Genomic DNA, 25,645 nt, shown 5'->3' with positions numbered 1-25,645 from the left:
GGCGGACAAGCCATCTTAAGGAGAAACAAAAATGGCACTGAAAATTCGTCTCGCACGCGGTGGTTCCAAGAAGCGCCCGTACTACCAGATCGTCGTTGCTGACGCCCGTTCGCCACGCGACGGCCGCTTCCTCGAGAAGGTCGGTTCCTGGAACCCAATGCTTGCCAAGGACAATGCTGATCGTATTCAGATCAACGCTGATCTCGTCAAGGAATGGATTGCCAAGGGCGCACAGCCGACAGACCGCGTTCTGCGCTTCCTCGCAGAAGCTGGCATCGCAACCCGTGACGCACGCAGCAACCCTGAAAAGGCAAAGCCAGGCAAGAAGGCCGTAGAGCGCGTTGCCGAGAAGAAGCAGAAGGCTGACGACGCCGCTGCTGCTGCCGCAGAAGCATCTGCTGCCGAATAATTCCGGCCTGCACGGTTATGAAACGGGTGGCGTGGTTTTCCGCGCCACCCGTTTATGTTTATTTTGACCGCAACATGCCGTACATAGATTTTTAAAAGACGAACACCGAAACGGACGACCGATGGCAAAGCTGGAAAACCCCATTCTCATGGCCAAGATTGGCGCGGCGCAAGGACTGCGCGGCGAGGTGCGGGTCAGTTCCTATACGGACGATCCGACGGCGCTGGGCGATTATGGCAACCTGATTGCCGCCGACGGGCGCGTGTTCGAGATTCTCGAGATTCGCGAAGCCAAGACCGTCGTCATCGTGCGCTTTCGCGGGATTAACGACCGCAATGCGGCGGAAGCTCTGAATGGTATCGAGCTGTTCGTTGACCGCGACAATCTGCCGGATGACGATCTGGATGATGACGAATTCTATTATACCGATCTGGAAGGGCTGGAGGCAGTGGATGCCGATGGCAAGAGCTATGGTTCGGTCACTGCCGTGCATGATTTCGGTGCGGGCGATCTTCTGGAACTGAAGGGTGCGGGCCGACGCCCGGCGCTCATTCCCTTTTCCGAGGCTGCCGTTCTGGAAATCGATCTCGAGGCCAAAAAAATCCTGATCGATCCCTTTGCTGCCGGGCTGATCGACAATCCCGAAGACGGCAAGGATGACCCGGATCATCCGATTTTCGGCAAGAGCAAGAAATAAGCCGATGAGCTTCAAGGCAACGGTGCTGACGCTCTACCCGGACATGTTTCCGGGGCATCTTGGTCATTCGCTAGCGGGCAAGGCGCTGGAGCGCGGCCAATGGCAGATCGAGCCGGTGCAAATCCGTGATTTTGCCACCGACAAGCACCGCAGCGTGGATGACACGCCCGCCGGTGGCGGTGCGGGCATGGTGCTGAAGCCGGATGTGCTGGCGGCGGCTATCGATGCTGTCTCAACGGACGATACACGTCCGCGCCTCCTGATGAGCCCGCGTGGGCGACCGTTGACCCAGGAGCGGGTGCGCGAGATTGCCGCCGGTGACGGCGTCATCATCATCTGCGGCCGTTTCGAGGGCGTGGACCAGCGGGTGATCGATGCGCGTGAGCTCGAAGAAGTCTGCATCGGCGACTATATTCTCTCCGGTGGTGAACCGGCGGCGCTGACGCTGCTGGATGCGGTGGTGCGCATTCTGCCCGGTGTGATGGGCAACGACCTATCGGGCGTGCATGAGAGCTTCGAAGGTGGGCTGCTGGAGCATCCGCATTATACCCGCCCGCAGGTCTGGGAAGAGCGCGATATTCCCGCTGTTCTGACCTCCGGCAACCACAAGGCTATCGACGCCTGGCGGCATGAGCAGGCGCTGGCGCTGACGAAAGAGCGTCGCCCAGACCTTCTGGCTAAGCCAACTCAGGTCGAGACGAAGTAATAGACCGACAGCAGCAGGCCGACCGAGATCACCAAGGCGCGGATGATCCACTGCGGCACGCGGCGTGCAATATAGACGCCGCTATAGCCGCCAATGGCCGAGGCCGGGATCATGATGAGCGCGGCAGGCCACGCCACGACACCACCGCCGACGAAAACAACGATGGCGACCGCCGCGATGACGACGGCGAGCAGATTTTTTAGCGCATTGAGGTGGTGGTAGCTGCCGCCTGCCGTCAGGCCCAGCACGGCCAGCATCATGATGCCCATGCCCGCACCGAAGAATCCACCATAGATGGATGTGAAGAACTGACCGGTGAGGCTTGCGGCATTGCCGGGGGAGCGCTCGGCGCTGGTGCGCGGGCGCAGCCACGGGCCTGCGGCAAAGAGAAGCGTAGCAGCGAGCAGCAGCCATGGTACGAGCTGGCGGAAGGCCGGGTTATCCAGAGACAGAAGCAGCAGCGCGCCTGCGGTCGATCCGGCAATGGAAAGAATGGCGAGAAAGATCGCGCCTTTCCAGTGAACGCGGATTTCCGGCCAGTAGGCGATGACGGATGTGACATAGCCGGGAAACTGCACGATGGAGGAGGTGGCATTTGCCGAAATCGGTGCGATGCCGGCAATCGTCATGGCACCGAAGGTTAGAAACGTGCCGCCGCCGGCGATGGCATTGACGGCACCGGACAGAAAGCCGCTGGCAAGCAGCAGCAGGATGATGAGGAATGACATGGCCCCTCCCGGCGCGTCTTTGAGAGCGCCTGCGTTCTTGCGGACGAACCCGGACGCTCTCATTCTTTGTATTTTCGCGCCGATGCGCTACGCCTGAAACCTCCATATCCGTTGACGGGATGGACGACAATCAGGCAGCGACCGACAAAATAATGTCACAAGAGGGATGACAAATGCGCCGTCTTGCTGTAATGGCCCGCGTGGAACTGGGGTTTACCCCTTTAACCGCAAGCAAAGAATGGTGAACCCGCTCCTGCCGCAAGGCATGGTCCCGAGACAAGGTTTCAAGGGATGACAGTTGAGCGCTCTGGCTGTTTCAGAAGAACTCAGAGGTTAATATGACCAACATTATCGCACAGCTGGAAGCCGAACAGGCTGCCAAGATCGAAGCGAAGCGTACGCTTCCAGAATTTTCCCCAGGTGACACCGTTCGCGTCAACGTACGCGTAACGGAAGGCAACCGTACCCGCGTACAGGCCTATGAAGGCGTTTGCATCGCCCGTTCCGGCGGCGGCATCAACGAAAGCTTCACCGTTCGCAAGATCTCCTACGGCGAAGGCGTAGAGCGCGTATTCCCGGTTTACTCGCCGCTGGTTGAAGGCGTTGAAATCGTTCGCCGCGGTAAGGTTCGCCGCGCGAAGCTCTATTACCTGCGCGACCGTCGCGGCAAGTCCGCTCGTATCGTTGAAGACACCGGCGTTCGCGCTCGCAAGCTCAACGACGCTGAGCGTCAGGCCGCTGCCGAAGAAAAGGCACGTATCGAAGCTGAAAAGGTTGCAGCAGCACAGGCTCTGGCCGCTGAAAAGGCCGCAGCAGAAGCTGCTGAAGCCAAGGCAGCTGAAGAAGCCGCAGCAGCAAAGGCCGCTGAAGGCGCAGCTGAATAAGCTTTTCCCCTCATCGGGAATTTTAAAAAAGGCGGTCTTCGGACCGCCTTTTCTTTTGGCTGCAAGTCTGGATGATTGGGCCATTGAGGCGTGAGCAGTCGTAAAGACGATCAGACGTCATTCCCCGTCAAAGACGAGAAATCACGGCTCGATGATTTTCAAAGTGTTATGCAGGGAAGGGCGCTGTCAATCAGCGCAGGCCGAAGGACCGAAAACCCGAAGGGCTTTCGGTCGATCATCATGGCCTGTTTACTGCCACTCGCGAATATCCACGAAATGGCCCGCAACGGCTGCCGCTGCCGCCATGGCAGGGGAGACGAGGTGGGTGCGGCTCTTATAGCCCTGACGTCCCTCGAAGTTGCGGTTGGAGGTGGATGCGCAGCGTTCGCCGGGGGCGAGGCGGTCGTCATTCATGGCAAGGCACATGGAGCAGCCGGGCTCGCGCCACTCGAAACCTGCTTCGAGGAAAATCTTGTCCAGACCTTCCTTTTCCGCCTGTTCCTTCACCAGACCGGAGCCGGGAACGATCATGGCGGAGACCGTGGGGGCGACCTTGCGGCCTTCGACCACCTTGGCGGCAGCCCGCAAATCCTCGATGCGGCCATTGGTGCAGGAGCCGATGAAGACGCGGTCGATGGCGATATCCGTCATTTTGGTGCCGGGCTTAAGGCCCATATAGTCCAGCGCGCGATGCTTGGAATTGCGCTTGTTCTCGTCGGCAATCTCGTCCGGATCGGGAACCGTGCCCTGCACCGAGACCACGTCTTCCGGCGAGGAGCCCCAGGAAACGATGGGCGGCAGGTTGGCGGCATCCAGCACAACGACCTTGTCGTAATGCGCGCCTTCATCGGACTTTAGCGTTTTCCAATAGGCGATGGCCTGTTCCAGCGTCTCGCCCTTGGGTGCGCGTGGCTTGTCCTTGATATAGTCGAAGGTGGTTTCGTCGGGTGCGATGAGACCGGCACGCGCGCCGCCCTCGATGGTCATGTTGCAGACCGTCATGCGGCCTTCCATGGAGAGCGAACGGATCGCCTCACCGGCAAATTCGATGACGTGGCCGGTGCCGCCAGCCGTGCCGATTTCGCCGATGATGGCCAGAATGATGTCCTTGGCGGTGACGCCGTCTGGCACCTTGCCATCGACACGCACCAGCATGTTCTTGGCCTTCTTCTGGATCAGCGTCTGGGTCGCCAGAACGTGTTCGACCTCCGATGTGCCGATACCGTGCGCGAGCGCACCGAAGGCACCGTGGGTGGAGGTGTGGCTGTCACCGCAGACGATGGTCATGCCCGGAAGGGTAAAGCCCTGTTCCGGCCCGACGATGTGAACGATGCCCTGGCGCTTGTCGCGCTCGGAGTAATATTCGACGCCGAATTCCGCAGCATTCTGCGCCAGCGCTTCCACCTGAATGCGGCTTTCCTCGTTCTTGATGCCCTCAAGACGGTCGGCGGTGGTGGGAACATTGTGGTCGACCACGGCCAGCGTGCGGGTGGGCGAGTGAACAGGGCGACCGGCCAAGCGCAGACCTTCGAAGGCCTGCGGGCTCGTCACCTCATGCACGAGGTGACGGTCGATGTAGAGAAGACAGGTTCCGTCCGGGTCACGATTGACGACGTGGTCGTCCCAGATTTTATCATAGAGGGTGCGAGGTGCGCTCATGGCTATATCCATCAGATATTGAAAAGGATTTGGGTTCGCGAAAAGACTGACAGCGAGGGGCTATCAGGCGAACGTAAGTCGCGTATTCAGCGCGCCGGAAATATCCGCGAAAAAGCGCGCCGGCAGACGCTTGTGGTCCTGCAGCACGAAAATGTTTTGCGCGAGACATCCGAATTTCGATCCCATGCTTCTTTCATAGCAGATCGGCTTTTCCACGGCAATATTGCCGCACCGAATGAAATCCGCTTAGCCGGGCGGTCCGCCGCCGCGAGATTGATCATCCTTGGCGGGATAAAAATCGAGTTTCGCGCGTTACGCTCTCGCGCAGTTGTGATCTCACGACGCCGTAACGCTTGCGTGAAGGGCTGCGCTCTCGATTGTATTCGGCCTGCATTTTCATGCAGCGGACAGGGGAGGGTACGTTTTGGTATCTGAAAAAGCACTCATTTCAAAAATCACTTGGCGGTTGATGCCGTTTCTGGGGCTTCTCTACCTCATCGCCTATATCGACCGGCAGAATGTGAGCTTTGCCAAGCTGCAGATGGTGGGCGATCTGGGATTGAGCGAATATGCCTATGGCCTTGGCGCATCGCTGTTCTTCATTGGTTATTTCATCTTCGAGGTTCCCAGCAACCTGCTGCTGACAAGGTTCGGGGCCAGTCGCTGGTTCGCACGCATCATCATTTCCTGGGGGCTGGTGACGATTGCGCTCGCCTATACCGGCAGCCAGACGATGTTCTATATTCTGCGCTTTCTGCTGGGCGCCTGCGAAGCGGGTTTCTTTCCCGGCGTTCTCTATCTCCTGACCCTGTGGTTCCCGCGGGATTACCGCGGACGGATGGTCGGGCTGTTCATGATCTTCAGTGCGCTGGCCAATGCCGTGGGCGCACCGCTGGGCGGTATGCTGCTCGATCTCGACGGGCTGTTCGGTTATGCGGGCTGGGAATGGGTGTTTCTTGCCACGGGCGTTCCGGCCGTCATCGCCGGTATCTTCACCATCTTCTATCTGGACGACACGCCTGAGAAGGCGAAGTTCCTGACCCAGGAGGAAAAGGACTGGCTGAAGAACCGCATCGCGTCTGAAAACTTCGATATGGAAGAACATGCCGAAAACGGTTTCAAGGCATTGATCAATCCGCGTGTGCTGTTCATGTCGCTGTGCTTCGTCGGCTTTCCGCTGGCGGCCTATGGTCTGAGCTACTGGCTGCCGACCATCGTCAAGGGCTTTGGCGTTTCCAACACCACCAACGGCTTCATCAACATTATTCCGTGGATCGTAGTGGCGGTTGCGCTCTACGTCATTCCAGCGGCTGCCGACCGTGCGGAAAACAAGACGCCCTACATCGTCGGCCCGGCCTTCCTCGGCGCGTTCTGCCTGCTGATGTCGGCGCTGGTGACGATGCCGGTTCTGCAATTTGCGTTTCTGTGCATCGCAGCCGCTGGCATTTTTGCAGGCCAGCCGGTGTTCTGGAGCCTGCCGGGCCGGTTCCTCAAGGGTGCCGGTGCGGCGGCGGGTCTTGCCGCCATCAACTCGGTAGGCAACCTCGGCGGCTTCGTGGCGCAGAATGTGGTGCCATGGATCAAGGATCAGACTGGCAGCACGATTGCGCCGATGTTCTTTCTCTCCGCCTGCCTGGCGGTGGCGGGCGTGCTCGTCATCATTGCCGGTCGCATGATTGCGGCGCAGGCGAAGAAGCAGGCCGAAGCGCACGCCTGACGCCTCTTCCGCCGCTGGTTCCCTGCATGTGACCAGCGGCGGAAAAACTGCCTGCTTCCGGTAGCGTTCTCTGCGTTCTATGGTCCGGCATCCACTGCCCGCATCCATGAGGAGAACACATGATCCGCTTCATCAGACATATCGCGCTTGGTTGCGCTCTTTCGCTGCCCACATTTGCGCTGGCTTCTCTGCCAGCCCAGGCCCAGGAGGCCGTCGTCAAGGCGCCCGACGCCGAAGCGCTGTTCACCAGTCCGGACCCGAAGCTGAATGCCAACAAGCAGGTGACTTACAAGATCATCCGCGATCTGCTGGAAGCCGGCCATTGGGACAAGGCGGATCAATATCTGACCGAGCGTTATATCCAGCACAATCCCAATGCCGCATCGGGCCGTGACGGTGTGATCAAGTTCTTCACCGAGGTGCTGAAAGTGCCGAAGAAGCCCATTCCGGACAAGATCAGCTCGCCCGTCGCTTTCGTGACCGCCGAGGGCGATCTGGTGACGGTTGGTTTCGTGCGTGAGATCAGGGACCCGAAAGACCCGTCCAAGATCTACACGACGACATGGTTCGACACATGGCGCTTCGTGGACGGCAAGGCGGATGAGCATTGGGATTCGGCGCTCAAAGGCCAATGATCTATCCGCGCGGGCTGCGGCGCAGGGATTTTTCCACGCGCCGCAGTGCCAGCGACAGGCCGAGCGTCAGGATGAGGTAGATATAGGCGACGATGGAATAGGTTTCGAAAAACCGGAACGAGCCCGCCGCATAGACCTTGCCGAGTTGGGTGATATCCATGACGCCCAGCACCGAGACCAGCGAACTGTCCTTGACCATGGACACGAAATCATTGGAGAGCGGCGGAAAGATCGTGCGGATCGCCTGCGGAAAGGTGACGAGGCGAAAACGCTGAAAGCGGTTGAGACCGAGCGCCTTGGCGGCTTCGATCTGCCCCTCATCCACCGCCTCGATACCGGCGCGGAAGATTTCCGCGATGAAGGCGGCGTAGCAGATGGTCAGCGCCAGAATGGCCCGCCATGTCAGCGAAAAATCACGCACCAGCATCTCCTCCACCCATCCGGCCTGAATGAGCGGGGTGATAACCCAGTTGAAGAGGCTGACGAAGGCGGGTGCGCCGACGAAGGCGATGTAGAACAACACGACGAGAACGGGGATGCCGCGCACCGTTTCGATATAGAAACGGGCAATCTGGCGCAGCACGAGTGTGTCGGCCATGCCCATGATGGCGATGAGCAGACCCCAAAGCGAGGCGAGCGCGAAGGCGACCAGCGTGACGAAAACCGTCATGCCGATGCCCTTGATGACGGTGGCAAAGACCTGCGCGTAGATGCCGTTGACCGCAATGACCACGGCCAGCACCAGCCCGATGCCGACGAGCGCCACCAGCCACCAAGGAAAATCATCCGTTGCGGTGGATCTGCGCCTCTGGCTCACGCTGTCTTCTTTCCGTTATTGCCAGTCATGGGCTTACTGGCCGAGCTTGTAGTCCAGAAACCACTTCTTATCGAGCGCGGTAAAGGTGCCGTCTGCCTTCAGCGCGGCAATGGCGGCGTTCACAGGCGCGACCAGATCGGAGCCCTTCTTGAAGATGAAGCCGAAATCATCGCCGCCCAAGGGGCTGCCGATCAGCTTCAGCGTGCCGCCGGATGCATCGACATAGCCTTTGCCAGCTACGCCATCCGTCAGCACAAGATCGACATCGCCAGTTTTCAGCGCCTGCACGGTTGCTCCGAAGGTTTCCATCAGTTTCACCCGCGGATTCTGCTCATTGCCGTCGAGAATGTCGTAGACGGCGGTATAGAAAGGCGTGGTCCCGGCCTGCGCGCCGACCAGCCCCTTGTCGAAGGCGGCAAAGCTCTTTACATCGGTAAAGCGTGTCTCATCGGCGCGCACCAGCATGAACATTTCCGAGCGCATATAGGGATTGGAGAAATCCACCTTCTGCTTGCGCTCGTCCTTGATGCTGATGCCGGTCATGCCGATGTCGTATTGACCATCGGACACGGCCTGGATCATCGCATCCCAGGATGTGTTCTGATACTCGACCTTGAAATTCAGCCGCTTGGCGATCTCGCCCATCGCATCATATTCCCAGCCGATTGCCTTGCCGGAGGCGGGATCGACGAATTGCAGCGGCGGATAGGCATTTTCCGTGACAACGACCACGGTTTTGCCCTTCAGGTCCGGCAGGTCGGCGGCGAAGGAAAAAGCGGGCGACAGAATGGTCGCGGCAATGGCGATGAAAAACGAGCGTCTGAGCAATGTCGTATCTCCTGCTGGCAATGCGGGAAAATGACATGGTTTGAAGTGGGAGGGCAAGAGCGCATTGCGCAGGCTGCGCGCCTCAGCGAACCGCGCCGAGCCCAAACGCCCTTTCGGAGAGGACGGTAATGTGCACATTGAAACCAGTTCGGGAGGAATGACGATGACCAAAGACAATAGCCGCGTGATCGCCTTTATCGGCACGGGATTGATGGGCGGGCCCATGGCGCGCAATCTCCTGAGAGCTGGATTTACCGTCCGGGTCTGGAACCGCAGCACCGAGAAGGCGCAGGTGCTGGTGGCCGATGGTGCGGTGCTGGCCTCATCTCCGGCAGACGCGGCGAAGGGTGCCGATGTCGTCATCACCATGTTGAGCGATGGCAAGGCGGTGGGCGACGTGCTGTTCGACAGCGGCGTGGCGCAGGTGCTGGAAAAAGGCGCGGTCGTCATCGACAGCAGTTCGATTGCTCCGCCCATCGCGCGCGACCATGCTGGCAGGCTGAGCGCACTCGGCATCGGTCACATCGATGCGCCGGTGTCGGGTGGCGTCGTCGGCGCAAGTGCGGGCACGCTGGCTATCATGGCGGGTGGTGATGAGGCGCTGGTTGCAAGCCTTTCGGACGTCTTTGCCGCCATGGGCAGGCTGACCTATGTCGGCCCCTCGGGTGCCGGGCAACTCTGCAAGCTGGCCAACCAGCAGATCGTGGCCATCACCATCGGTGCGGTTGCCGAGGCGATGATGCTGGTGGAGGCCGGCGGTGCTTCGCGCGAAGGGTTCCGCAATGCCATTCGCGGCGGTTTTGCCGAAAGCCGGATATTGGAACTGCACGGTGAGCGCATGGTCAAACGCGACTTCGTGCCGGGCGGTCCTTCCAAATTCCAGCTGAAGGATCTCAACGGCGTGCTGGCGACGGCCAAAGACCTGTCGCTGGATTTGCCGCTGACGCAGACGATTAAGCAGGAATTCGATCTTTTCGTCGGCGATGGCGGTGCGGATATCGACCATAGTGGCCTCCTTCTGCACCTCGAAAAAATGAACGGTCGGCAGCGATCTTCATAAAATCTGATAATATTATGATATGGTGACTTTTCCAGACAGATAAGATGACATAAGGTCGCGACCAATTTTGCCGCTTATCCGCGCGGCTAGCTTTTGGCCGGTTGGCCTTGGACGAAAGAGGGTGACGAGATGGTCGCCGCTCGACATCACAGGGAGCACTTCATGACAGTTCACCAGAATCTCATCAACGGCGAGTGGATCGGCGCCGATACGTCGAAAAACATCAACCCGTCCGACACCAACGAGGTCGTCGGTCTTTATGCGCAGGCGAGCGCAGACGATGCGAAAGAGGCGATTGCCGCTGCCAAGGCCGCTTTTCCGGCATGGTCGCGATCCGGCATTCTGGAACGCCATGCGATTCTGAAAAAGACCGCTGACGAAATTCTGGCCCGCAAGGAAGAACTCGGCGCGCTTCTGGCCCGTGAAGAGGGCAAGGTTCTGGCCGAAGGCATCGGCGAAACCATCCGCGCCGCGCAGATCTTCGATTTCTTTGCCGGTGAAGCGCTGCGCCTTGCTGGTGAAGTCATTCCGTCTGCCCGCCCGAATATCGGCGTCGAAATCACCCGTGAACCGCTCGGCGTCATCGGCATCATCACGCCATGGAACTTCCCGATTGCCATTCCGGCCTGGAAGATCGCGCCAGCGCTCTGCTACGGCAACACCGTCGTCTTCAAGCCTGCCGATCTGGTTCCGGGCTGCTCCTGGGCGATTGTCGATATTCTCCACCGCGCTGGCCTGCCGAAGGGCGTTCTGAACCTTGTCATGGGCCGCGGCTCGGTCGTCGGTCAGGCCATGCTCGACAGCCCGCATCTGTCCGGCATCACCTTTACCGGCTCCACCGGCACCGGCCAGCGCGTGGCGGCGTCTTCGCTGCCGTTCAACCGTAAATTCCAGCTGGAAATGGGCGGCAAGAACCCCTTCGTGGTTCTCGATGATGCCGATTTGAGCGTTGCCGTCGAAGCAGCCGCAAACTCCGGCTTTTACTCTACCGGACAGCGCTGCACGGCGTCTTCGCGCATCATCGTCACCGAAGGCATTCACGACAAGTTCGTCGCCGCCATGACGGAGCGTCTGGCCAAGATCAATGTCGGCCACGCTATGGACAAGGAAACCCATGTCGGTCCGGTCGTTGATGAAAAGCAGCTGAAGCAGGACACCGATTACATCGAGATCGGCAAAAAGGAAGGTGCCAAGGTTGCCTTCGGCGGCGATCTCGTCAAGCGCGAAACACCCGGCTTCTTCCTTCAGCCGACGCTGTTTACCGAAGCCACCAACAGCATGCGCATTTCGCAGGAAGAAATCTTCGGACCTGTCGCAGCCGTCATCCGCGTAAAGGATTATGACGAGGCACTGGCCGTTGCCAATGACACGCCATTCGGCCTGTCTTCCGGCATCGCCACCACCAGCCTCAAGCATGCAACCCACTTCAAGCGCAATGCCGAAGCGGGCATGGTCATGGTCAACCTGCCGACGGCGGGCGTGGACTTCCACGTTCCCTTCGGTGGCCGCAAGGCATCTTCCTTCGGCCCGCGTGAGCAGGGCAAATATGCGAGCGAGTTCTTCACCACGGTGAAGACGGCCTATACGCTGGCCTGATATCGGTATCTGACGAGAACGATCCCCGGCTCTGTCCGGGGATTTTTTGCCTCTTCTCCGGCGGCGATTTCTGCCTATGGTGTGAGCGCAAAACAGGCAGAGAGACAGGGACAGCATGACAGATATTTCGATGATCGAGGCGGCACGCCAGCGTATTGGTTCCGAGGCGGTTCGAACGCCGTTGCTGTCATCGCCCTTTCTGGACGAGATCGCCGGGCGCAGAATTCTGGTGAAGGCCGAATGCCTGCAACGCACCGGCTCTTTCAAATTTCGCGGCGGCTGGTCTGCCGTTTCAGGCATTGCTGAGGATGTGCGCCAGCGCGGCGTCATCGCCTTTTCCTCCGGCAACCACGCGCAGGGCGTGGCGCTGGCCGCAGCCCTGCACGGCGTTCCCGCCGTCATCATCATGCCGCAGGATGCGCCGAAAATAAAAATCGACAATACCAAAGCCTACGGGGCCGAAGTCGTTTTGTTCGACCGCTCGAAAGACGACCGTGATGCCATCGGCGCGAAGCTTTCGCAGGAGCGCGGCCTGACGCTGATCAAGCCCTTCGATGAACCCCTGGTTATTGCCGGACAGGGCACGGTGGGTCTGGAAATTGCCGAGCAGGGGCATGAGCTTGGCATCGATCAGGCCGAGGTTCTGGTTCCCTGCGGTGGCGGCGGGCTGACATCGGGCGTTGCGCTGGCGCTGGAGGCCAGGGCTCCGGGTTACACAGTGCGGACCTGCGAGCCGGAAAAATTCGATGACGTTGCCCGCTCACTGGCATCGGGCAGAATAGAGCGCAATGATGCACTGTCCGGCTCCGTCTGCGATGCGATCATAACGCCACAGCCCGGCAACATCACCTTCCCGATCATGGCCAGCCACTGTGGCACCGGCATTGCGGTGACGGAAGAGGAAGCCCTGCGTGCCATGGTGCTTGCCTTTCTGCGCCTGAAGGTGGTGGTCGAGCCCGGCGGTGCGGTGGCGCTGGCTGCTGCTCTGTTTCACGGTGCAGCGTTGCAGGCGCAAACGGTCATCGCGGTCGCCTCCGGCGGTAATGTCGATCCCGAGGTGATGGCGTCTGCCCTGTCGCGCTTTGTGGATTAGGTGAGGCGGCGCGACACCTCTGCGGCAATCGCCAGCGATGCCGTCAGCCCCGGGCTTTCGATGCCGAAGAGATTGACGAGACCGTCGATACCGTGGGTTTCCGGCCCATCGATGCGGAAATCCATGGCGGGATCGTCAGGGCCTGAAATCTTTGGCCGAATGCCGGAATAGGCAGGCACTAGCGCATTGTCAGGAAGACCGGGCCAGTAGCGCCGGATCGCCTCATCGAAACCTTTCGAGCGGCGGGAATCGACGGCATATTCGATCTCATCGACCCATTCCACATCCGGCCCGAAGCGCGCCTGCCCGCCGAGGTCGAGCGTCAGGTGAACGCCAAGGCCGTGGCTGTGAGGTGCTGGATAGATCAGCCGCGAGAAGGGTGATTTGCCCGACAGCGAAAAATAGGAACCCTTGGCGAAACGCGGAACGGGTATGTGATCGGCGGCAAGACCTTCGATGTTCTGGGCCACATGGGGTGCGGTGAGCCCTGCCGCATTGACCAGCAACCGGCAGGTCAGTTGCATTGGCTCTTTTCCGCCGACATCGACGCGAAAGCCGCCATCGGTCGGTTTTGCGCGCATGAACGGCGCATGATAGGCGATCACGGTACCCGCATCTTCTGCATCGCCCAGAAGCGCCAGCATGTAGGCATGGCTGTCTATGATGCCGGTGGAGGGTGAGAAAAGGGCCGCCTCGCAAGACAGTGCAGGCTCCATGCGTTTCGCCTGCTCCGCATCGATCAGCGTCAGATCACCGCAGCCGTTTTCGAGGCCGCGCGCCCGCAGGTTTTCCAGAAGCGGGATTTCTTCGCCAGTCGTTGCGACAATCAGCTTGCCGCAGCGGCGGTGACCGACGCCATGGCTTTCACAGAAAGCATAGAGTTCATGCCTGCCTTCGACACAGAAACGCGCCTTTAGACTGCCTTTGGGGTAATAGAGCCCGGCATGGATGACCTCGCTGTTGCGCGACGAGGTCTGGGTGCCGAATTCGCCCTCACGCTCCAGAACGATAGTGGACAGCCCGGCCTGAGACAGGGTGCGTGCCGTGGCAAGCCCGACCACGCCTGCGCCGATGATGATGACGTCGATATCTGCCAAGTGACTTTCCGTTAACTTTTGTGTTGAACCGGAAATGGTGCTGCGCGTTGATACTGCAAATCGGGTAGATCGATGCGTGTTGGGAGGCAAGTGACGATCAGTATTTTTCCCGATTTCGGCAAATAATGGAAAATCATCTCTACAGAAAGACTAGAGAATAAAGCTATTCTAGCATCCACAGTCGAGAGGCCGGTTTATCCGGCAGTGTCAACGAGGGAGGGTTCGATGTCTTATTCCAAAGCCGGAAAAATCAAAGATTTCTCACCATCGCCCCCGCCATCGCGCAGCTGGCAGGCCACCATCCATACGGCCATCGTCGGCGTCAGCTTCGCCTTTGTCGGCGCAGTCATTCTTGGTCTGGTTCCCTAATTCTCCCAAGCCCGATCACAAAAGGCCGGTCACTGACCGGCCTTTTTGCCTAATGGCTATTGAGCCTTCAAGTAATCTTCCACCAACTCGACCCAGAATGCCGTGCCCACAGGCAGGATATCGTCATTGAAATCGAATTTGGGATGGTGCAGCGGCGGATCGTTTTCGGTTCGCTGGGTGCCGAGAAAGAAGTAGGCGCCGGGGCGCTCTTCCAGCATATAGGCGAAATCTTCCGCACCCATGGTGGGGCGTGGCATCTCCATGACCTTGTCGGCACCGGCAAAGCGGCTGGCGAGATCGACGATGTAATCCGTCTCGGCCTTGTGGTTGACGGTCGGGTTGTAGCCCCGCTGGTAATCGAGCGTCACGCTCATGCCGTAGCTTGCCGCCTGTCCTTCCGCGATGAGACGGATGCGCTTTTCCAGTTCGTCGCGGGCATCGGCATCGAAAGAGCGGATGGTGAGCAGCATTTCCGCTTTTTCAGGAATGACATTGCTGGCCACGCCCGCATGGAAAGCGCCCACGGTCACGACCGTCGGTGTCAGGGGGTGGATGTTGCGCGACACGATGGTCTGTAGCGCCATGATGATGCTGGCACCCGCAACGATGGGATCGAGCGCGCTTTGCGGTTCTGCACCGTGACCGCCATAGCCATTGACGGTGATCTTGCACTCATCCACCGCCGCCATGATCGGTCCGTCGCGCAGCACGAAATGGCCGAAGGGCAGGCCGGGTTCGTTGTGAAGCGCAAAGACCGCATCGCAGGGAAAGCGCTCGAACAGGCCGTCCTCGATCATGATCCGCGCGCCGCCGAAATTTTCTTCCGCTGGCTGGAAAATCAGGTGCACTGTGCCATCGAAATTGCGGCGTTCCGCAATGATCTTGGCTGCGCCCAGCAGCATGGCCGTGTGTCCGTCATGGCCGCAGGCATGCATGACGCCGGGATTGAGGCTGGCATAATCAGCGCCGGTGTCTTCAACGATCGGCAGCGCATCGATATCGGCGCGGATGCCAACGGTCTTGCCGCCCGTGCCATTGCGCAGGGTTGCGACGACGCCGGTTCCGGCAAGCCCGCGCGTCACCTCATAACCCATCGCTTCCAGTTGGGCTGCAACGAAATCCGATGTCTTGAATTCCGACAGTCCGATTTCCGGATTGCGATGCAGGTGATGACGGATCGCCCGGACATCCGGCATGTGGTTGGCGAATGCGGCGGCGTTTTTCGGCTGTATCGTCATGTTTCAGGTCCGGCATGTTGTCATGAAATGGCTATTTTGCGTCTGCCTTGTTTAGCAGCATTGCCGGCCCCTGATAAGGGTCGAGGGGTGCATGAGGCGGCATGATTCAAGCTCAGTAATTTCGGCGCTTGCGCAGAAGCACGACAGGTGGCATGGAACTGATGACGCCTTAAACCATTCCCTCCTTTGGGTAGCTTCTTGTCTTTCAAAAAGACGTGGGCACCCAAGGGGTTCAGTGACGAAACGGGATAGGGCACAACATGACGTGTTTTCGCTTTGGGGGAGTGTGCGAAGTGTTTCATGAAAGGCATGGCGCGATGACGCGCCCGACCTGCCAATTCAGTGTCAAATAGTTGATTTTCTTGAGAAGTGAAGCCTCCTGCCCAAAAATGCCATGTTGATGGGCGAGCAGGTTTCATGTCGATCATCGTGTGCTGGTTCGCGGTGGTTCAGCAAAGGTTCAGGATCAGCAAGAAATAAAGCTGCCAAAGTTGTTTCAATTTCCAAAAGCAATCTGAAACAAGTTCCGGTTAAATAGACCAGATCCTCACCAGAGTGCAGAATACGAGCCGATGTCATTTCATATTACGCCGACCGCCGCCGCCCGTGATTCAGAAGCAAAGCAGATCGATCACAATGATTCGATCCGCTCCGTCTACTTCACAATCGAGGAGTTGAGGGACTGTGGAGCCGAGCTCTCCAAATCCGGCGCCGAAGGCCTGCCGGGTTTCATGGAGTTCGACTTTTTCGCGCGCCATCGTGAAAACGAAAAGGAAATCCTGCGCGTCTACAGAACCACGGCTGTCGATGCCGAGAATGGTGCGACGATCACACCGGCTGCCGAATGGCTGTTGGACAACCACTATGTGATCGAAGAAGCCATTCAGGAAGTGCGCCGCGACTTCCCGCGCAAATTCTATCGCCAGCTGCCGACGGTGAAGATCGGCAATGTCGAGATACCACGCGTCATGGCGCTGGCCTGGATCTATGTCGCGCATACGCACAGCACGATTTCACGCGAAAGCATGACGGCGCTGGTCGAGGGCTACCAGACATCGAAGACCCTTCAGATCGGCGAGTTGTGGGCGCTGCCATCGATCCTGCGTTTCGTTCTGATCGAGAACCTGCGCCGCATCTCCATCCGCGTCGAGCGGTCGCGCCGCATGCGCCAGCGGGCCAACGAGGTGGTCGATGAGATCATCCGCCTCAACGATGCCGAGGCGTCTGCCGAACTTCTCAAGCAGATCGACAATCTGGTCGATGACCCGACCTTCTCCACCCAGTTCCTCTATCGCCTGAGAAATGGCTCGCAGACCTCCGGCTTTGCGCTGAACTGGCTGGAAGAGCGACTTCGCAGCGCTGGCACCGATGCCGAAAACATCATGATGGCCGAGCATAACCGCCTGGCCTCCGGCAATGTGACGATGGGCAACATCGTCAAGAGCCTGCGTGAAATCGACGATACGGAATGGTCGGTCTGGTTCGAGGAAGTCAGCCATATCGACAAGGTTCTGCGCGAGCAGACCGATTACGAAACGCTGGATTTCGGTTCGCGCAACACCTATCGCAACACCATCGAGCTTCTGGCCCGCCGTTCGCCCAAAACCGAAATCGAAGTGGCGCAGGTCGCTGTCGATATGGTGACGGAAACCGCCAATTCCGATGTAAAACACCCGCACGCGCCCAATGTCGGCAGCTTCCTGATCGGCCAGCGCCGCGAAGAGCTGGAAGAGCGCATCGGCTACAAGCCGCTGTTTTCGCAAAGTGTCGTGCGCATCATGCGCAAATTCAACTGGATGTCGGTGGCGGTTCCCGTCATCGCGCTGACGGCGCTTGCCATGCTTGCCGTCGGCTGGTTCCTGGCCGATGCCGGGATGCCCTGGTATGTGGTGACCGCATTCCTGCTGATGTTTGCCCTGCCGGCATCCGAAGGGGCCACGGGTCTTTTCAACACACTCGTGACGTTCTTCGTCAAGCCGTTCCGTCTGGTCGGATACGAGTTCAAGGAAGGCATACCGGAAGGCGCAAGAACCCTGGTTGCGGTACCTTGCATGCTGACGAGCCGCGACAGCGTGGACGAGATGGTCCGCAATATCGAGGTTCATTATCTCGCCAATCCACATGGCGACATTTCCTTTGCGCTGATCAGCGACTGGCGCGATGCGTCCTATGAGCAGTCGGCGGACGATGTCGAGATTCTGGAATATGCCAAGCGCGAAGTGGCGGCCCTTTCAGCCCGTTACGCTTTCGATGGCAAGACAAGGTTCTTCCTTCTGCACCGCCGCCGCCTCTACAATCCTGCGGAAGATTGCTGGATGGGCTGGGAGCGCAAGCGCGGCAAGCTGCATGAGCTGAACATGCTGCTGCGTGGCGACAAGGACACGACCTTCCTCAACGGCGCCAATATGGTGCCTGACAACGTCAAATACGTCATGACGCTGGATGCCGACACGCGCCTGATGCGCGATGCGGTGACCAAGCTCGTCGGCAAGATGCACCACCCCATCAACCGTCCGGTCCACGACCCTGAAACGGGCCGCGTGATCCATGGTTACGGCCTGCTGCAGCCGCGCGTGACACCATCGCTGACGACAGGCAAGGACGCCTCGGTCTTCCAGCGCGTCTTCTCCATCAATCGCGGTATCGACCCTTACGTCTTCACCGTTTCCGACGTATATCAGGATCTGACCTCCGAAGGCACCTTCACTGGTAAGGGTCTTTATGACGTCGATGCCTTCGAAACAGCCCTTAAGGGCCGGATCGATGAAAACGCCGTTCTCAGCCACGACCTTCTCGAAGGCTCGTTTGCGCGTTGCGCGCTGGTGACGGACGTCGAACTCGTGGAAGATTTCCCGACCCGCTACGAAGTCGAAGTCTCGCGCCAGCATCGCTGGGCGCGTGGCGACTGGCAGCTTTTGCCCTACATCATGGACATGAATCGCGGCGTGACCGCCATCGGTCGCTGGAAAATGATCGACAATCTGCGTCGTTCGCTGACACCGATTGCCTGGTTTGCTGCTTCCATTCTGGGCTGGTATTTCATGGGCCCGCTGGGTGCGCTGATCTGGCAGATCCTGCTGATCTTCTCGCTCTTCGTCGCCCCCACGATTTCGCTTCTGTCCGGCATCGTTCCACGTTCAACCGATATCGTGCCGCAGGCGCATTTCCACACATTGTGGTCCGAGGTTCGTGCCACCAACGCGCAGGTCGCGCTGCGCATCGTCTTCATCGCCGACAGCGCCTGCATGATGGCCGATGCGATCGTCCGTTCGCTCTACCGCCTGTTCGTCAGCGGCAAGCTGATGCTGGAATGGCGCACCGCCGCCTCTATCCAGTCCAGCGCGCAGGGCAGCATTCTCGATTATTATCGCCAGATGTGGCACGCCCCGGTGGTGTCGCTGCTCGGTCTGCTGTTTGCTTCGCTTCCGGGTGACAATGCGTTCCTGGTCGGCATTCCCTTCGCGCTGCTGTGGATCTTCTCGCCAGCCGTTGCATGGTATGTCAGCCAGTCGGCTGAAACCGAAGACCGCCTGTTCGTGTCCGAACATGTGTCGAGCGAACTGCGCAAGATCGCGCGTCGCACATGGCGCTATTACGAAGCCTTCGTCACATCGGGCGAAAATTACCTGCCGCCTGACAACTATCAGGAAACGCCGGAGCCCATCGTCGCCAGCCGCACCTCGCCCACCAATATCGGCGTCTACCTACTGTCGGTGATTTCCGCTCGCCAGTTCGGCTGGATCAGCTTCTCGGAAACCGTCGAGCGGATGGAAAAGACCATCGAGACGGTCGAGAAGATGGAGAAATATCGCGGCCACCTCTACAACTGGTACCACACCGATACCCTCCAGACGCTTGGCCCCAAATATGTTTCTGCTGTCGACAGCGGTAACCTTGCCGGTCACCTGATCGCCATCTCCTCGGCCTGCCGTCAGTGGGCGGAAGCACCATCGGCGCATCTTCAGGGCAATCTCGATGGTATCGGCGATGTCGCCGGTATTCTGCGCGAAACGTTGAAGGAATTGCCTGACGACCGCAAGAACCTGCGGCCCCTGCACCGCCGTCTGGAAGAGCGCATCATCGGCTTCTCCAACGCCCTTGCCTCGGTCAAGCGCGAGCATGAATTCGCCTCGATCCGCGTCATCAATCTGGCCGTGCTGGCCCGCGATATCCAGAAGCTGGCCTCCAACCTCAATCTGGAAGTCAAATCGGACCAGAGCGCCGAAGTGACGCGCTGGGCGCAATCGCTGGTCGATTGCTGTGAAGCGCATATTTCCGACAGCGCGTTCGATCTTGCCACCATCGATCCATTGCGTGACCGGTTGAACTCGCTGCGCGACCGCAGCCGCAACCTCGCTTTCTCGATGGACTTCGGCTTCCTCTATCGCAAGGATCGTCGCCTTCTGTCGATCGGTTACCGCGTCGACAGCAAGGAACTGGATGAAGCCTGCTACGACCTTCTGGCATCCGAATGCCGTCTGACCAGCCTGTTTGCGATTGCCAAGGGCGATCTGCCGACGGAGCACTGGTATCGTCTGGGCCGTCAGGTCGTGCCGATTGGCGCGCAGGGTGCGCTGGTCTCCTGGTCGGGCTCGATGTTCGAGTATCTTATGCCACCGCTCGTCATGCAGGAGCGTCACGGCGGTATTCTGAACCAGACCAACAATCTGATCGTCAAGGAACAGATGAACCATGGCCGCCGTCTCGGCACGCCATGGGGCATTTCCGAAGCGGCGTTCAACGCCCGCGACCACAACATGAACTACCAGTACACCAACTTCGGTGTGCCGACGCTGGGCCTGAAGCGTGGCCTTGGCCAGAACGCGGTCATTGCGCCTTATGCCTCGATCCTCGCGTCGCAATACGACCCGGATGCCGCGCTGGAAAATCTGCAAAAGCTGCGCAAACTCGGTGCGATCGGACAGTTCGGTTTCTACGACGCCGTCGATTTTACCCCAACCCGCGTTCCAGATGGCAAGGTGTGCGCCGTCGTTAACAACTACTATGCCCACCACCATGGCATGTCGATTGCAGCGGTCGCCAACGTCGCTCTGGACGGCATCCTGCGTGAACTCTTCCATGCGGACCCCGTGATTGAAGCTGCCGAACTGCTTCTTCAGGAAAAGGCTCCGCGCGAAGTCCCGGTCGTCAGCTCCAAATACGAACCGGAAACACCCGGCAAGGAACAGGCCGATCTCCTACGTGCTGAAGTGCGTACCATTGCGGACCCTTCCGTGCGCGACCGCGAAGTCGTGTTCCTGTCCAACGGCCATTATTCCACCATGCTGACCTCCACGGGTGCTGGCTATTCCAAGTGGAACGGTCTGGCGATTTCCCGCTGGAAGGCCGATCCGACCGAAGATCGCTGGGGTACCTTCCTGTTCCTGCGCGATACCGTGTCTGGCGACTGGTGGAGTGCGACCGCAGAGCCGCGCGTTGCCGTGGGCGAAAAGACCAAGACGGTCTTTACCGACGACAAGGCCGAGTTCCACAAGACGGTTGGCGATCTGCAAAGCGTGGTCGAATGCATTGTTGCGACCGAGCACGATGCCGAAGGCCGTCGTGTGACCTTGCTCAATGTTGGCTCGGAAGATCGCTACATCGAAGTAACTTCCTATATGGAGCCCGTCATCGCCAATGAGGATGACGACAACGCCCATCCGCTGTTCTCGCGCATGTTCGTGCAGACGGAAATCGGCAAGCGTGGCGATGTGATCCGCGCATGGCGCAACAAGCGCTCTCCGAGCGAACCAAGCACGGTCATCGCGCATCTGGCCGCAGACAATGCAGGCCCGGCGCGTCCGACCGAATTCGAGACCGACCGCGCCAAGTTCATTGGCCGTGGCCGTTCGCTGGGTGAGGCCGCAGCTTTCGATGCGGGCGCCGCACTTTCCGGCACGGATGGCTTCACGCTCGATCCGATCCTGTCGCTGCGACGCGTGGTGCGCGTTCCCGCCGGCAAGAAGGTCAGCGTTATCTTCTGGACGATTGCCGCGCCAAGCCGCGAGGACGTGGACAAGGCCATCGACCGTTACCGCCACCCGGATGCCTTTGCGCATGAGCTGGTGCATGCCTGGACGCGAACACAGGTGCAGATGCGCCATGTGGGCGTGACCTCGCAGCAGGCGGCAGCCTTCCAGCATCTGGCCCGCTATCTCGTCTATCCCGACATGCATCTGCGTGCGGATGCCGATACGCTGAAAACCGGCCTCGGTTCGCAGCGCTCGCTGTGGCCGCTGGCGATTTCGGGCGACTTCCCGATCTTCAGCCTGCGTATCAATGACGACATGGACATGGATATCGCCAAGGAAGCCCTGAGTGCGCATGAATATCTGCGCGCCCGTGGCGTCATTTTCGATCTCGTCATCGTCAATGAACGCGCGGCCTCCTACGCGCAGGATATGCAGCACGCGCTCGATTTCATTTCCGAAGCGCAGCGCCGCATCAATCCTGCCGATGGTGGCAGACCGCATGTCTTCTCCGTTCGTCGCGATTTGATGGACGAAGAGACATGGTCGGCTCTGCTGGCGGCTTCCCGCGTCGTTCTTCACGTTCGTAACGGCAAGATCGTCGATCAGGTTAACCGTGCCGTCTCGCTGTTTGCGGCCCATCGTGGGCCGGAAGGCAGCGATCTGGCACAGGCGCGCCTGCCCGCACCGGTCTTCCCGCAGGGCGAGCCCGTGGAAGATGCGCATGATCTGGACTTCTGGAACGGCTTTGGCGGTTTCACCAAGAGCGGCGACGAATATGTCGTGCGTCTGCATGGTGGACAATCGACGCCGCAACCATGGATCAACGTCATCTCCAACGAGAAATTCGGCTTCCACATCTCCGCCGAAGGTGCGGGCTTCAGCTGGAGCCGCAATTCGCGTGACTATCAGCTGACGCCATGGAGCAATGATCCGGTCATCAACCGTCCTGGTGAGGCGATCTATGTTTCGGATGTCGAGAGCGGCAAGCTGCACTCGCCATTCGCGGCACTCTCACGCAATCCGGAAGCGGTTTTCGAAGCCCGTCACGGTCTTGGATATTCCGTCTTCAGAAGCGTGGATGACGGTCTGGATATCGAGGTCACCCAGACGGTGGACCGCGAAAAGCCGGTCAAGCTGTCGCGTTTGACCGTGCGCAATGTCGGTACGCAGAACCGTCGCCTCAGGACCTACGGTTACGTGGAGTGGGTTCTGGGCAACAATCCCCAGAAGTCGGCGCCGTTCATTCTCAGCAGTCATGATGAGGAAACCGGCGCGCTGTTTGCGTCCAATCCTTACAGCATCGACTACAATGCCCGCACGGCCTTCCTGTCTCTCGATGGTCCGGTTGGAAGCTTCACCACCAGCAAACGGGAATTCATCGGCCGTCACGGTTCGGTGTATGCACCGCAGGCCGTGGTTTCCGGTGCTGCTCTCTCTGGCAGCGTGGAGCTGGATGGTGCGCCTTGCGCCGCCATCATGCAGGAAATCCACCTGAAGCCCGGCGAAGAGCGACATGTGCTGTTCTACATGGGTGATGCCGATACCGCTGACGAAGCACGCGCTTTGGTCAAGGATATCCGCCAGAGCGATTTCGATGCGGTTCTGAGCGCCAACAAGACCTTCTGGAGCGGCTTTAGCGGCCAGTTGCAGGTGTCTACACCGGATGCCGGTTTCAACCACATGGTCAATAACTGGCTGCCTTATCAGGCGCTGGCCTGCCGTATTCTGGCACGCACTGCCTTCTACCAGTCCAGTGGTGCCTTTGGTTTCCGTGACCAGTTGCAGGATACGCTGGCCTTCCTGCTCTATCAGCCGGAACTTGCCCGCGAGCAGATCCTGCGTGCAGCGGGACGCCAGTTCCCTGAAGGCGATGTGCAGCACTGGTGGCTGCCGCTGACGGGTGCAGGCGTTCGCACCACCATCTCCGACGATGTGGTGTGGCTGGCCTATGCGGCGCATCAGTATATCGCTGCTACCGGCGACAAGGCGATCCTCGAGGAGAACATTCCGTTCCTCAAGGGTCCGGCACTGACGCCGGGCCAGCATGATGCCTTCTTCCAGCCGGAAACCAGCGACAAGACCGCCAGCCTTTATGAACACGCGGCACTGGCGCTCGATCTTGCCATTCACCGCACCGGTGAAAACGGCCTGCCGCTCATTCTCGGCGGTGACTGGAACGACGGCATGAACCGCGTCGGCGTGGCTGGCAAGGGTACGAGCGTCTGGCTCGGCTGGTTCCTCTCGGGCACGCTTCGCGATTTCATCGAGATTGCCGAAGAGCGCCGTGATCTTGACCGGGTCGAGAAGTGGAGGACGCATCGCGACAAGCTGCGTGCGGCACTGGAAACGGCGGGCTGGGACGGCGACTATTACCGTCGAGGCTACTTCGATGATGGCACGCCGCTGGGCTCCATCACCAGCGAGGAATGCCGTATTGATTCGCTCGGCCAGAGCTGGAGCGTTCTGTCAGGCGAAGGCGAGGATCAGCGGTCCGGTCAGGCCATGGATGCGGTCATGAAGAACCTCGTCGATGAAAAGACGGGCATCATCCGCCTCTTCACGCCTGCCTTCTCCCGCTCTCCGCAGGATCCGGGCTACATCAAGGCTTATCCGCCGGGTGTGCGTGAAAACGGCGGTCAATATACCCATGCCGCAACATGGGTGGTGCTGGCGCTGGCAAAGCTGGGCCGCAACGAAGACGCATGGAAATGCTTCTCGCTGCTCAACCCGGTCAACCACGCGCTCGACCGCACATCCTCAGAGACCTACCGTGTGGAGCCCTATGTGGTGACGGCGGATGTCTACGGCGAAGGCGCCTATGCGGGCCGTGGCGGCTGGAGCTGGTATACGGGTTCTGCCGGTTGGCTCTACCGCGCTGCCGTGGAAGGCATTCTCGGCATCACCCGCATCGGCGGCACGCTGCATATCGCACCGTCATTGCCTGAGGCGTGGGATGGCTTCTCCGCCAAGATCACGCTGGATGGCAAGGTTCGCGAAGTCGCGGTCAAGCGCACCGCCGGGACGCCAGACATTGAGGTTTCTCTCGATGGCAAGCCCCTGACAAGCAAGGACCGGGCGATCCCGTTCGATTAAGGGTTTGGGGCGTCAGTCCCGACTACTCAGCGAAAAGCCACGGCTCTGGAAAGATGCCGTGGCTTTTCTGTGTTTGGTAAGCTCTGTCTGGACGCAACATATAGCGGCGGCTGGCTCGTGACGTTAAGCCACACACTCCACCTCATGCTGAGGTGCTTTGACCGAAGGGCAAAGCCTCGAAGCATCCTTGGTTGGCGGACTTTGCCCGCAGCGCCCTGACCGGAAAACCGCTCAGCGCGTGCCGAAGATCGCCGAACCGACGCGCACGCTGGTTGCGCCGAATTCGATAGCGGTTTCGAAATCGCCTGACATGCCCATGGAGAGCTTTTCCAGGCCGCATTCCTTTGCGAGCTTGGCCAGAAGCGCAAAATGCGGACCGGGATAGTCTTCCGCTGGTGGAATGCACATCAGGCCTTCAATGTTGAGCTTCAGCTCGTCCCGGCACAGGGTGACGAAGGCCGCCGTTTCGCGCGGGTCGAGCCCTGCTTTCTGCGGCTCCAGTCCGGTATTGACCTGAATGTAGAAGCGAAGCGCCTTGCCCTGCTTCTGGCATTCATCGGCAAGCGCCCGGGCGATCTTTTCGCGGTCGATACTCTGGATGACATCGAACAGGGCCACCGCATCGGCGGCCTTGTTGGATTGCAGCGGCCCGATCAGATGGAGTTCGATATCGGGCGTCTTTTCCTTCAGCGCCGGCCACTTGCCCTGCGCTTCCTGCACGCGGTTTTCACCAAAAATGCGCTGGCCGCAATCGATCACCGGCTGGATGGCATCGGCATCGAATGTCTTTGACACGGCCACAAGATTGACGCTGCCGGGCTTACGACCGGCTTTTTCCGCAACTTCGGCAATGCGCTGCGTGACATCGGCAAGACGCGCTTCGATTTCCATGACCAGACCTTCGTTTGATAGAGGAGAAGGGTTCAGTAGCCGCCGCGGGGCTTGATGCCAAGCGCCATTGTCACCATTTGAACGCTGTCGACCAAGATTGCACCCTGACCAGCCCTGCCAAACTTGACGCCCCGGTCGTTTCGTGGTGAAGGTCAG

At 59.5% G+C, this 25,645-nt stretch carries 20 protein-coding genes; 11 read left to right on the top strand and 9 right to left on the bottom strand.

Translation table 11 applies throughout. From position 1 onward, the window contains the following. The first annotated feature begins 31 nt into the window (after positions 1–31). The 3 genes from rpsP to trmD all read left to right on the top strand — a co-directional run bounded on the left by rpsP (position 32) and on the right by trmD (position 1,812). Entirely contained in the window at positions 32–409 is a 378-nt protein-coding gene (gene rpsP, locus AC27VJ_RS17720) for a 30S ribosomal protein S16 (RefSeq protein ID WP_488685130.1), read from the top strand. Between the two features lie 121 nt (positions 410–530). Next, complete coding sequence (gene rimM / locus AC27VJ_RS17715) at positions 531–1,106, top strand: ribosome maturation factor RimM (protein WP_488685129.1); 576 nt, start codon at positions 531–533, stop codon at positions 1,104–1,106. A 4-nt stretch (positions 1,107–1,110) separates the two neighbouring features. Further along, complete coding sequence (trmD, locus tag AC27VJ_RS17710; protein WP_488685128.1) at positions 1,111–1,812, top strand: tRNA (guanosine(37)-N1)-methyltransferase TrmD; 702 nt, start codon at positions 1,111–1,113, stop codon at positions 1,810–1,812. On the opposite strand, the gene AC27VJ_RS17705 is transcribed toward trmD, so the two are convergent. Further along, complete coding sequence (locus AC27VJ_RS17705) at positions 1,794–2,540, bottom strand: sulfite exporter TauE/SafE family protein (protein WP_488685127.1); 747 nt, start codon at positions 2,538–2,540, stop codon at positions 1,794–1,796. The two genes, trmD and AC27VJ_RS17705, sit on opposite strands and share 19 nt — an antisense overlap. A gap of 338 nt (positions 2,541–2,878) precedes the next feature. On the opposite strand from AC27VJ_RS17705, the gene rplS reads away from it, so the two are divergent. Beyond that, positions 2,879–3,424, top strand: coding sequence for a 50S ribosomal protein L19 (gene rplS / locus AC27VJ_RS17700; RefSeq protein WP_113087456.1), 546 nt, complete (start codon positions 2,879–2,881; stop codon positions 3,422–3,424). A 249-nt stretch (positions 3,425–3,673) separates the two neighbouring features. On the opposite strand, the gene leuC is transcribed toward rplS, so the two are convergent. Next, positions 3,674–5,083, bottom strand: coding sequence for a 3-isopropylmalate dehydratase large subunit (gene leuC, locus AC27VJ_RS17695; RefSeq protein ID WP_062452992.1), 1,410 nt, complete (start codon positions 5,081–5,083; stop codon positions 3,674–3,676). Between the two features lie 63 nt (positions 5,084–5,146). Continuing rightward, positions 5,147–5,299 (bottom strand): hypothetical protein, encoded by a 153-nt coding sequence (locus AC27VJ_RS17690; protein WP_488685244.1) that lies wholly within the window; start codon positions 5,297–5,299, stop codon positions 5,147–5,149. A 208-nt stretch (positions 5,300–5,507) separates the two neighbouring features. On the opposite strand from AC27VJ_RS17690, the gene AC27VJ_RS17685 reads away from it, so the two are divergent. Together AC27VJ_RS17685 and AC27VJ_RS17680 are read left to right on the top strand one after the other, a co-directional pair. After that, complete coding sequence (locus tag AC27VJ_RS17685) at positions 5,508–6,800, top strand: MFS transporter (protein WP_488685126.1); 1,293 nt, start codon at positions 5,508–5,510, stop codon at positions 6,798–6,800. A gap of 119 nt (positions 6,801–6,919) precedes the next feature. Next, on the top strand, positions 6,920–7,435 hold the full coding sequence (locus tag AC27VJ_RS17680) for a nuclear transport factor 2 family protein (RefSeq protein ID WP_488685125.1): 516 nt from the start codon (positions 6,920–6,922) through the stop codon (positions 7,433–7,435). 1 nt (position 7,436) lies between these two features. Here AC27VJ_RS17680 and AC27VJ_RS17675 read toward each other — a convergent pair whose 3' ends face one another. Next, positions 7,437–8,252 (bottom strand): amino acid ABC transporter permease, encoded by an 816-nt coding sequence (locus AC27VJ_RS17675; protein WP_488685124.1) that lies wholly within the window; start codon positions 8,250–8,252, stop codon positions 7,437–7,439. A gap of 33 nt (positions 8,253–8,285) precedes the next feature. Continuing rightward, a complete protein-coding gene (locus tag AC27VJ_RS17670; RefSeq protein ID WP_488685123.1) occupies positions 8,286–9,080 on the bottom strand; it encodes a transporter substrate-binding domain-containing protein in 795 nt (264 codons plus the stop codon). 163 nt (positions 9,081–9,243) lie between these two features. Here AC27VJ_RS17670 and AC27VJ_RS17665 point away from each other — a divergent pair, with 163 nt between their 5' ends. The 3 genes from AC27VJ_RS17665 (at position 9,244) to AC27VJ_RS17655 (ending at position 12,829) form a co-directional block, all read left to right on the top strand. Continuing rightward, positions 9,244–10,140 (top strand): NAD(P)-dependent oxidoreductase, encoded by an 897-nt coding sequence (locus AC27VJ_RS17665; RefSeq protein ID WP_488685122.1) that lies wholly within the window; start codon positions 9,244–9,246, stop codon positions 10,138–10,140. Positions 10,141–10,302: 162 nt separating this feature from the next. Further along, positions 10,303–11,736 (top strand): aldehyde dehydrogenase family protein, encoded by a 1,434-nt coding sequence (locus AC27VJ_RS17660; RefSeq protein WP_488685121.1) that lies wholly within the window; start codon positions 10,303–10,305, stop codon positions 11,734–11,736. Between the two features lie 115 nt (positions 11,737–11,851). Continuing rightward, positions 11,852–12,829, top strand: a complete 978-nt coding sequence (locus AC27VJ_RS17655; RefSeq protein WP_488685120.1) for a threonine ammonia-lyase — start codon at positions 11,852–11,854, stop codon at positions 12,827–12,829. Here the strand turns inward: AC27VJ_RS17655 and AC27VJ_RS17650 are convergent. Then, complete coding sequence (locus AC27VJ_RS17650; protein WP_488685119.1) at positions 12,826–13,926, bottom strand: NAD(P)/FAD-dependent oxidoreductase; 1,101 nt, start codon at positions 13,924–13,926, stop codon at positions 12,826–12,828. The two genes, AC27VJ_RS17655 and AC27VJ_RS17650, sit on opposite strands and share 4 nt — an antisense overlap. A 225-nt stretch (positions 13,927–14,151) precedes the next feature. Here AC27VJ_RS17650 and AC27VJ_RS17645 point away from each other — a divergent pair, with 225 nt between their 5' ends. Then, on the top strand, positions 14,152–14,295 hold the full coding sequence (locus tag AC27VJ_RS17645) for a hypothetical protein (RefSeq protein WP_488685118.1): 144 nt from the start codon (positions 14,152–14,154) through the stop codon (positions 14,293–14,295). 56 nt (positions 14,296–14,351) lie between these two features. On the opposite strand, the gene AC27VJ_RS17640 is transcribed toward AC27VJ_RS17645, so the two are convergent. Together AC27VJ_RS17640 and AC27VJ_RS17635 are read right to left on the bottom strand one after the other, a co-directional pair. Next, complete coding sequence (locus AC27VJ_RS17640) at positions 14,352–15,533, bottom strand: M20 aminoacylase family protein (protein ID WP_488685117.1); 1,182 nt, start codon at positions 15,531–15,533, stop codon at positions 14,352–14,354. A 20-nt stretch (positions 15,534–15,553) separates the two neighbouring features. Then, the gene (locus AC27VJ_RS17635; protein WP_488685116.1) at positions 15,554–15,961 is read right to left on the bottom strand and encodes a hypothetical protein; all 408 of its coding nucleotides are present in this window, start codon (positions 15,959–15,961) and stop codon (positions 15,554–15,556) included. 144 nt (positions 15,962–16,105) lie between these two features. On the opposite strand from AC27VJ_RS17635, the gene AC27VJ_RS17630 reads away from it, so the two are divergent. Continuing rightward, a complete protein-coding gene (locus tag AC27VJ_RS17630) occupies positions 16,106–24,598 on the top strand; it encodes a glycoside hydrolase family 94 protein (RefSeq protein ID WP_488685115.1) in 8,493 nt (2,830 codons plus the stop codon). 231 nt (positions 24,599–24,829) lie between these two features. On the opposite strand, the gene AC27VJ_RS17625 is transcribed toward AC27VJ_RS17630, so the two are convergent. Further along, positions 24,830–25,489 (bottom strand): YggS family pyridoxal phosphate-dependent enzyme, encoded by a 660-nt coding sequence (locus AC27VJ_RS17625; RefSeq protein ID WP_488685114.1) that lies wholly within the window; start codon positions 25,487–25,489, stop codon positions 24,830–24,832. Positions 25,490–25,645: the final 156 nt, after the last annotated feature.

This window comes from Agrobacterium sp. 20P9.1.2 (assembly GCF_057799395.1).
Note: the sequence above shows the minus strand (reverse complement) of the source record. Positions and strands in the feature narration are given on the sequence as shown.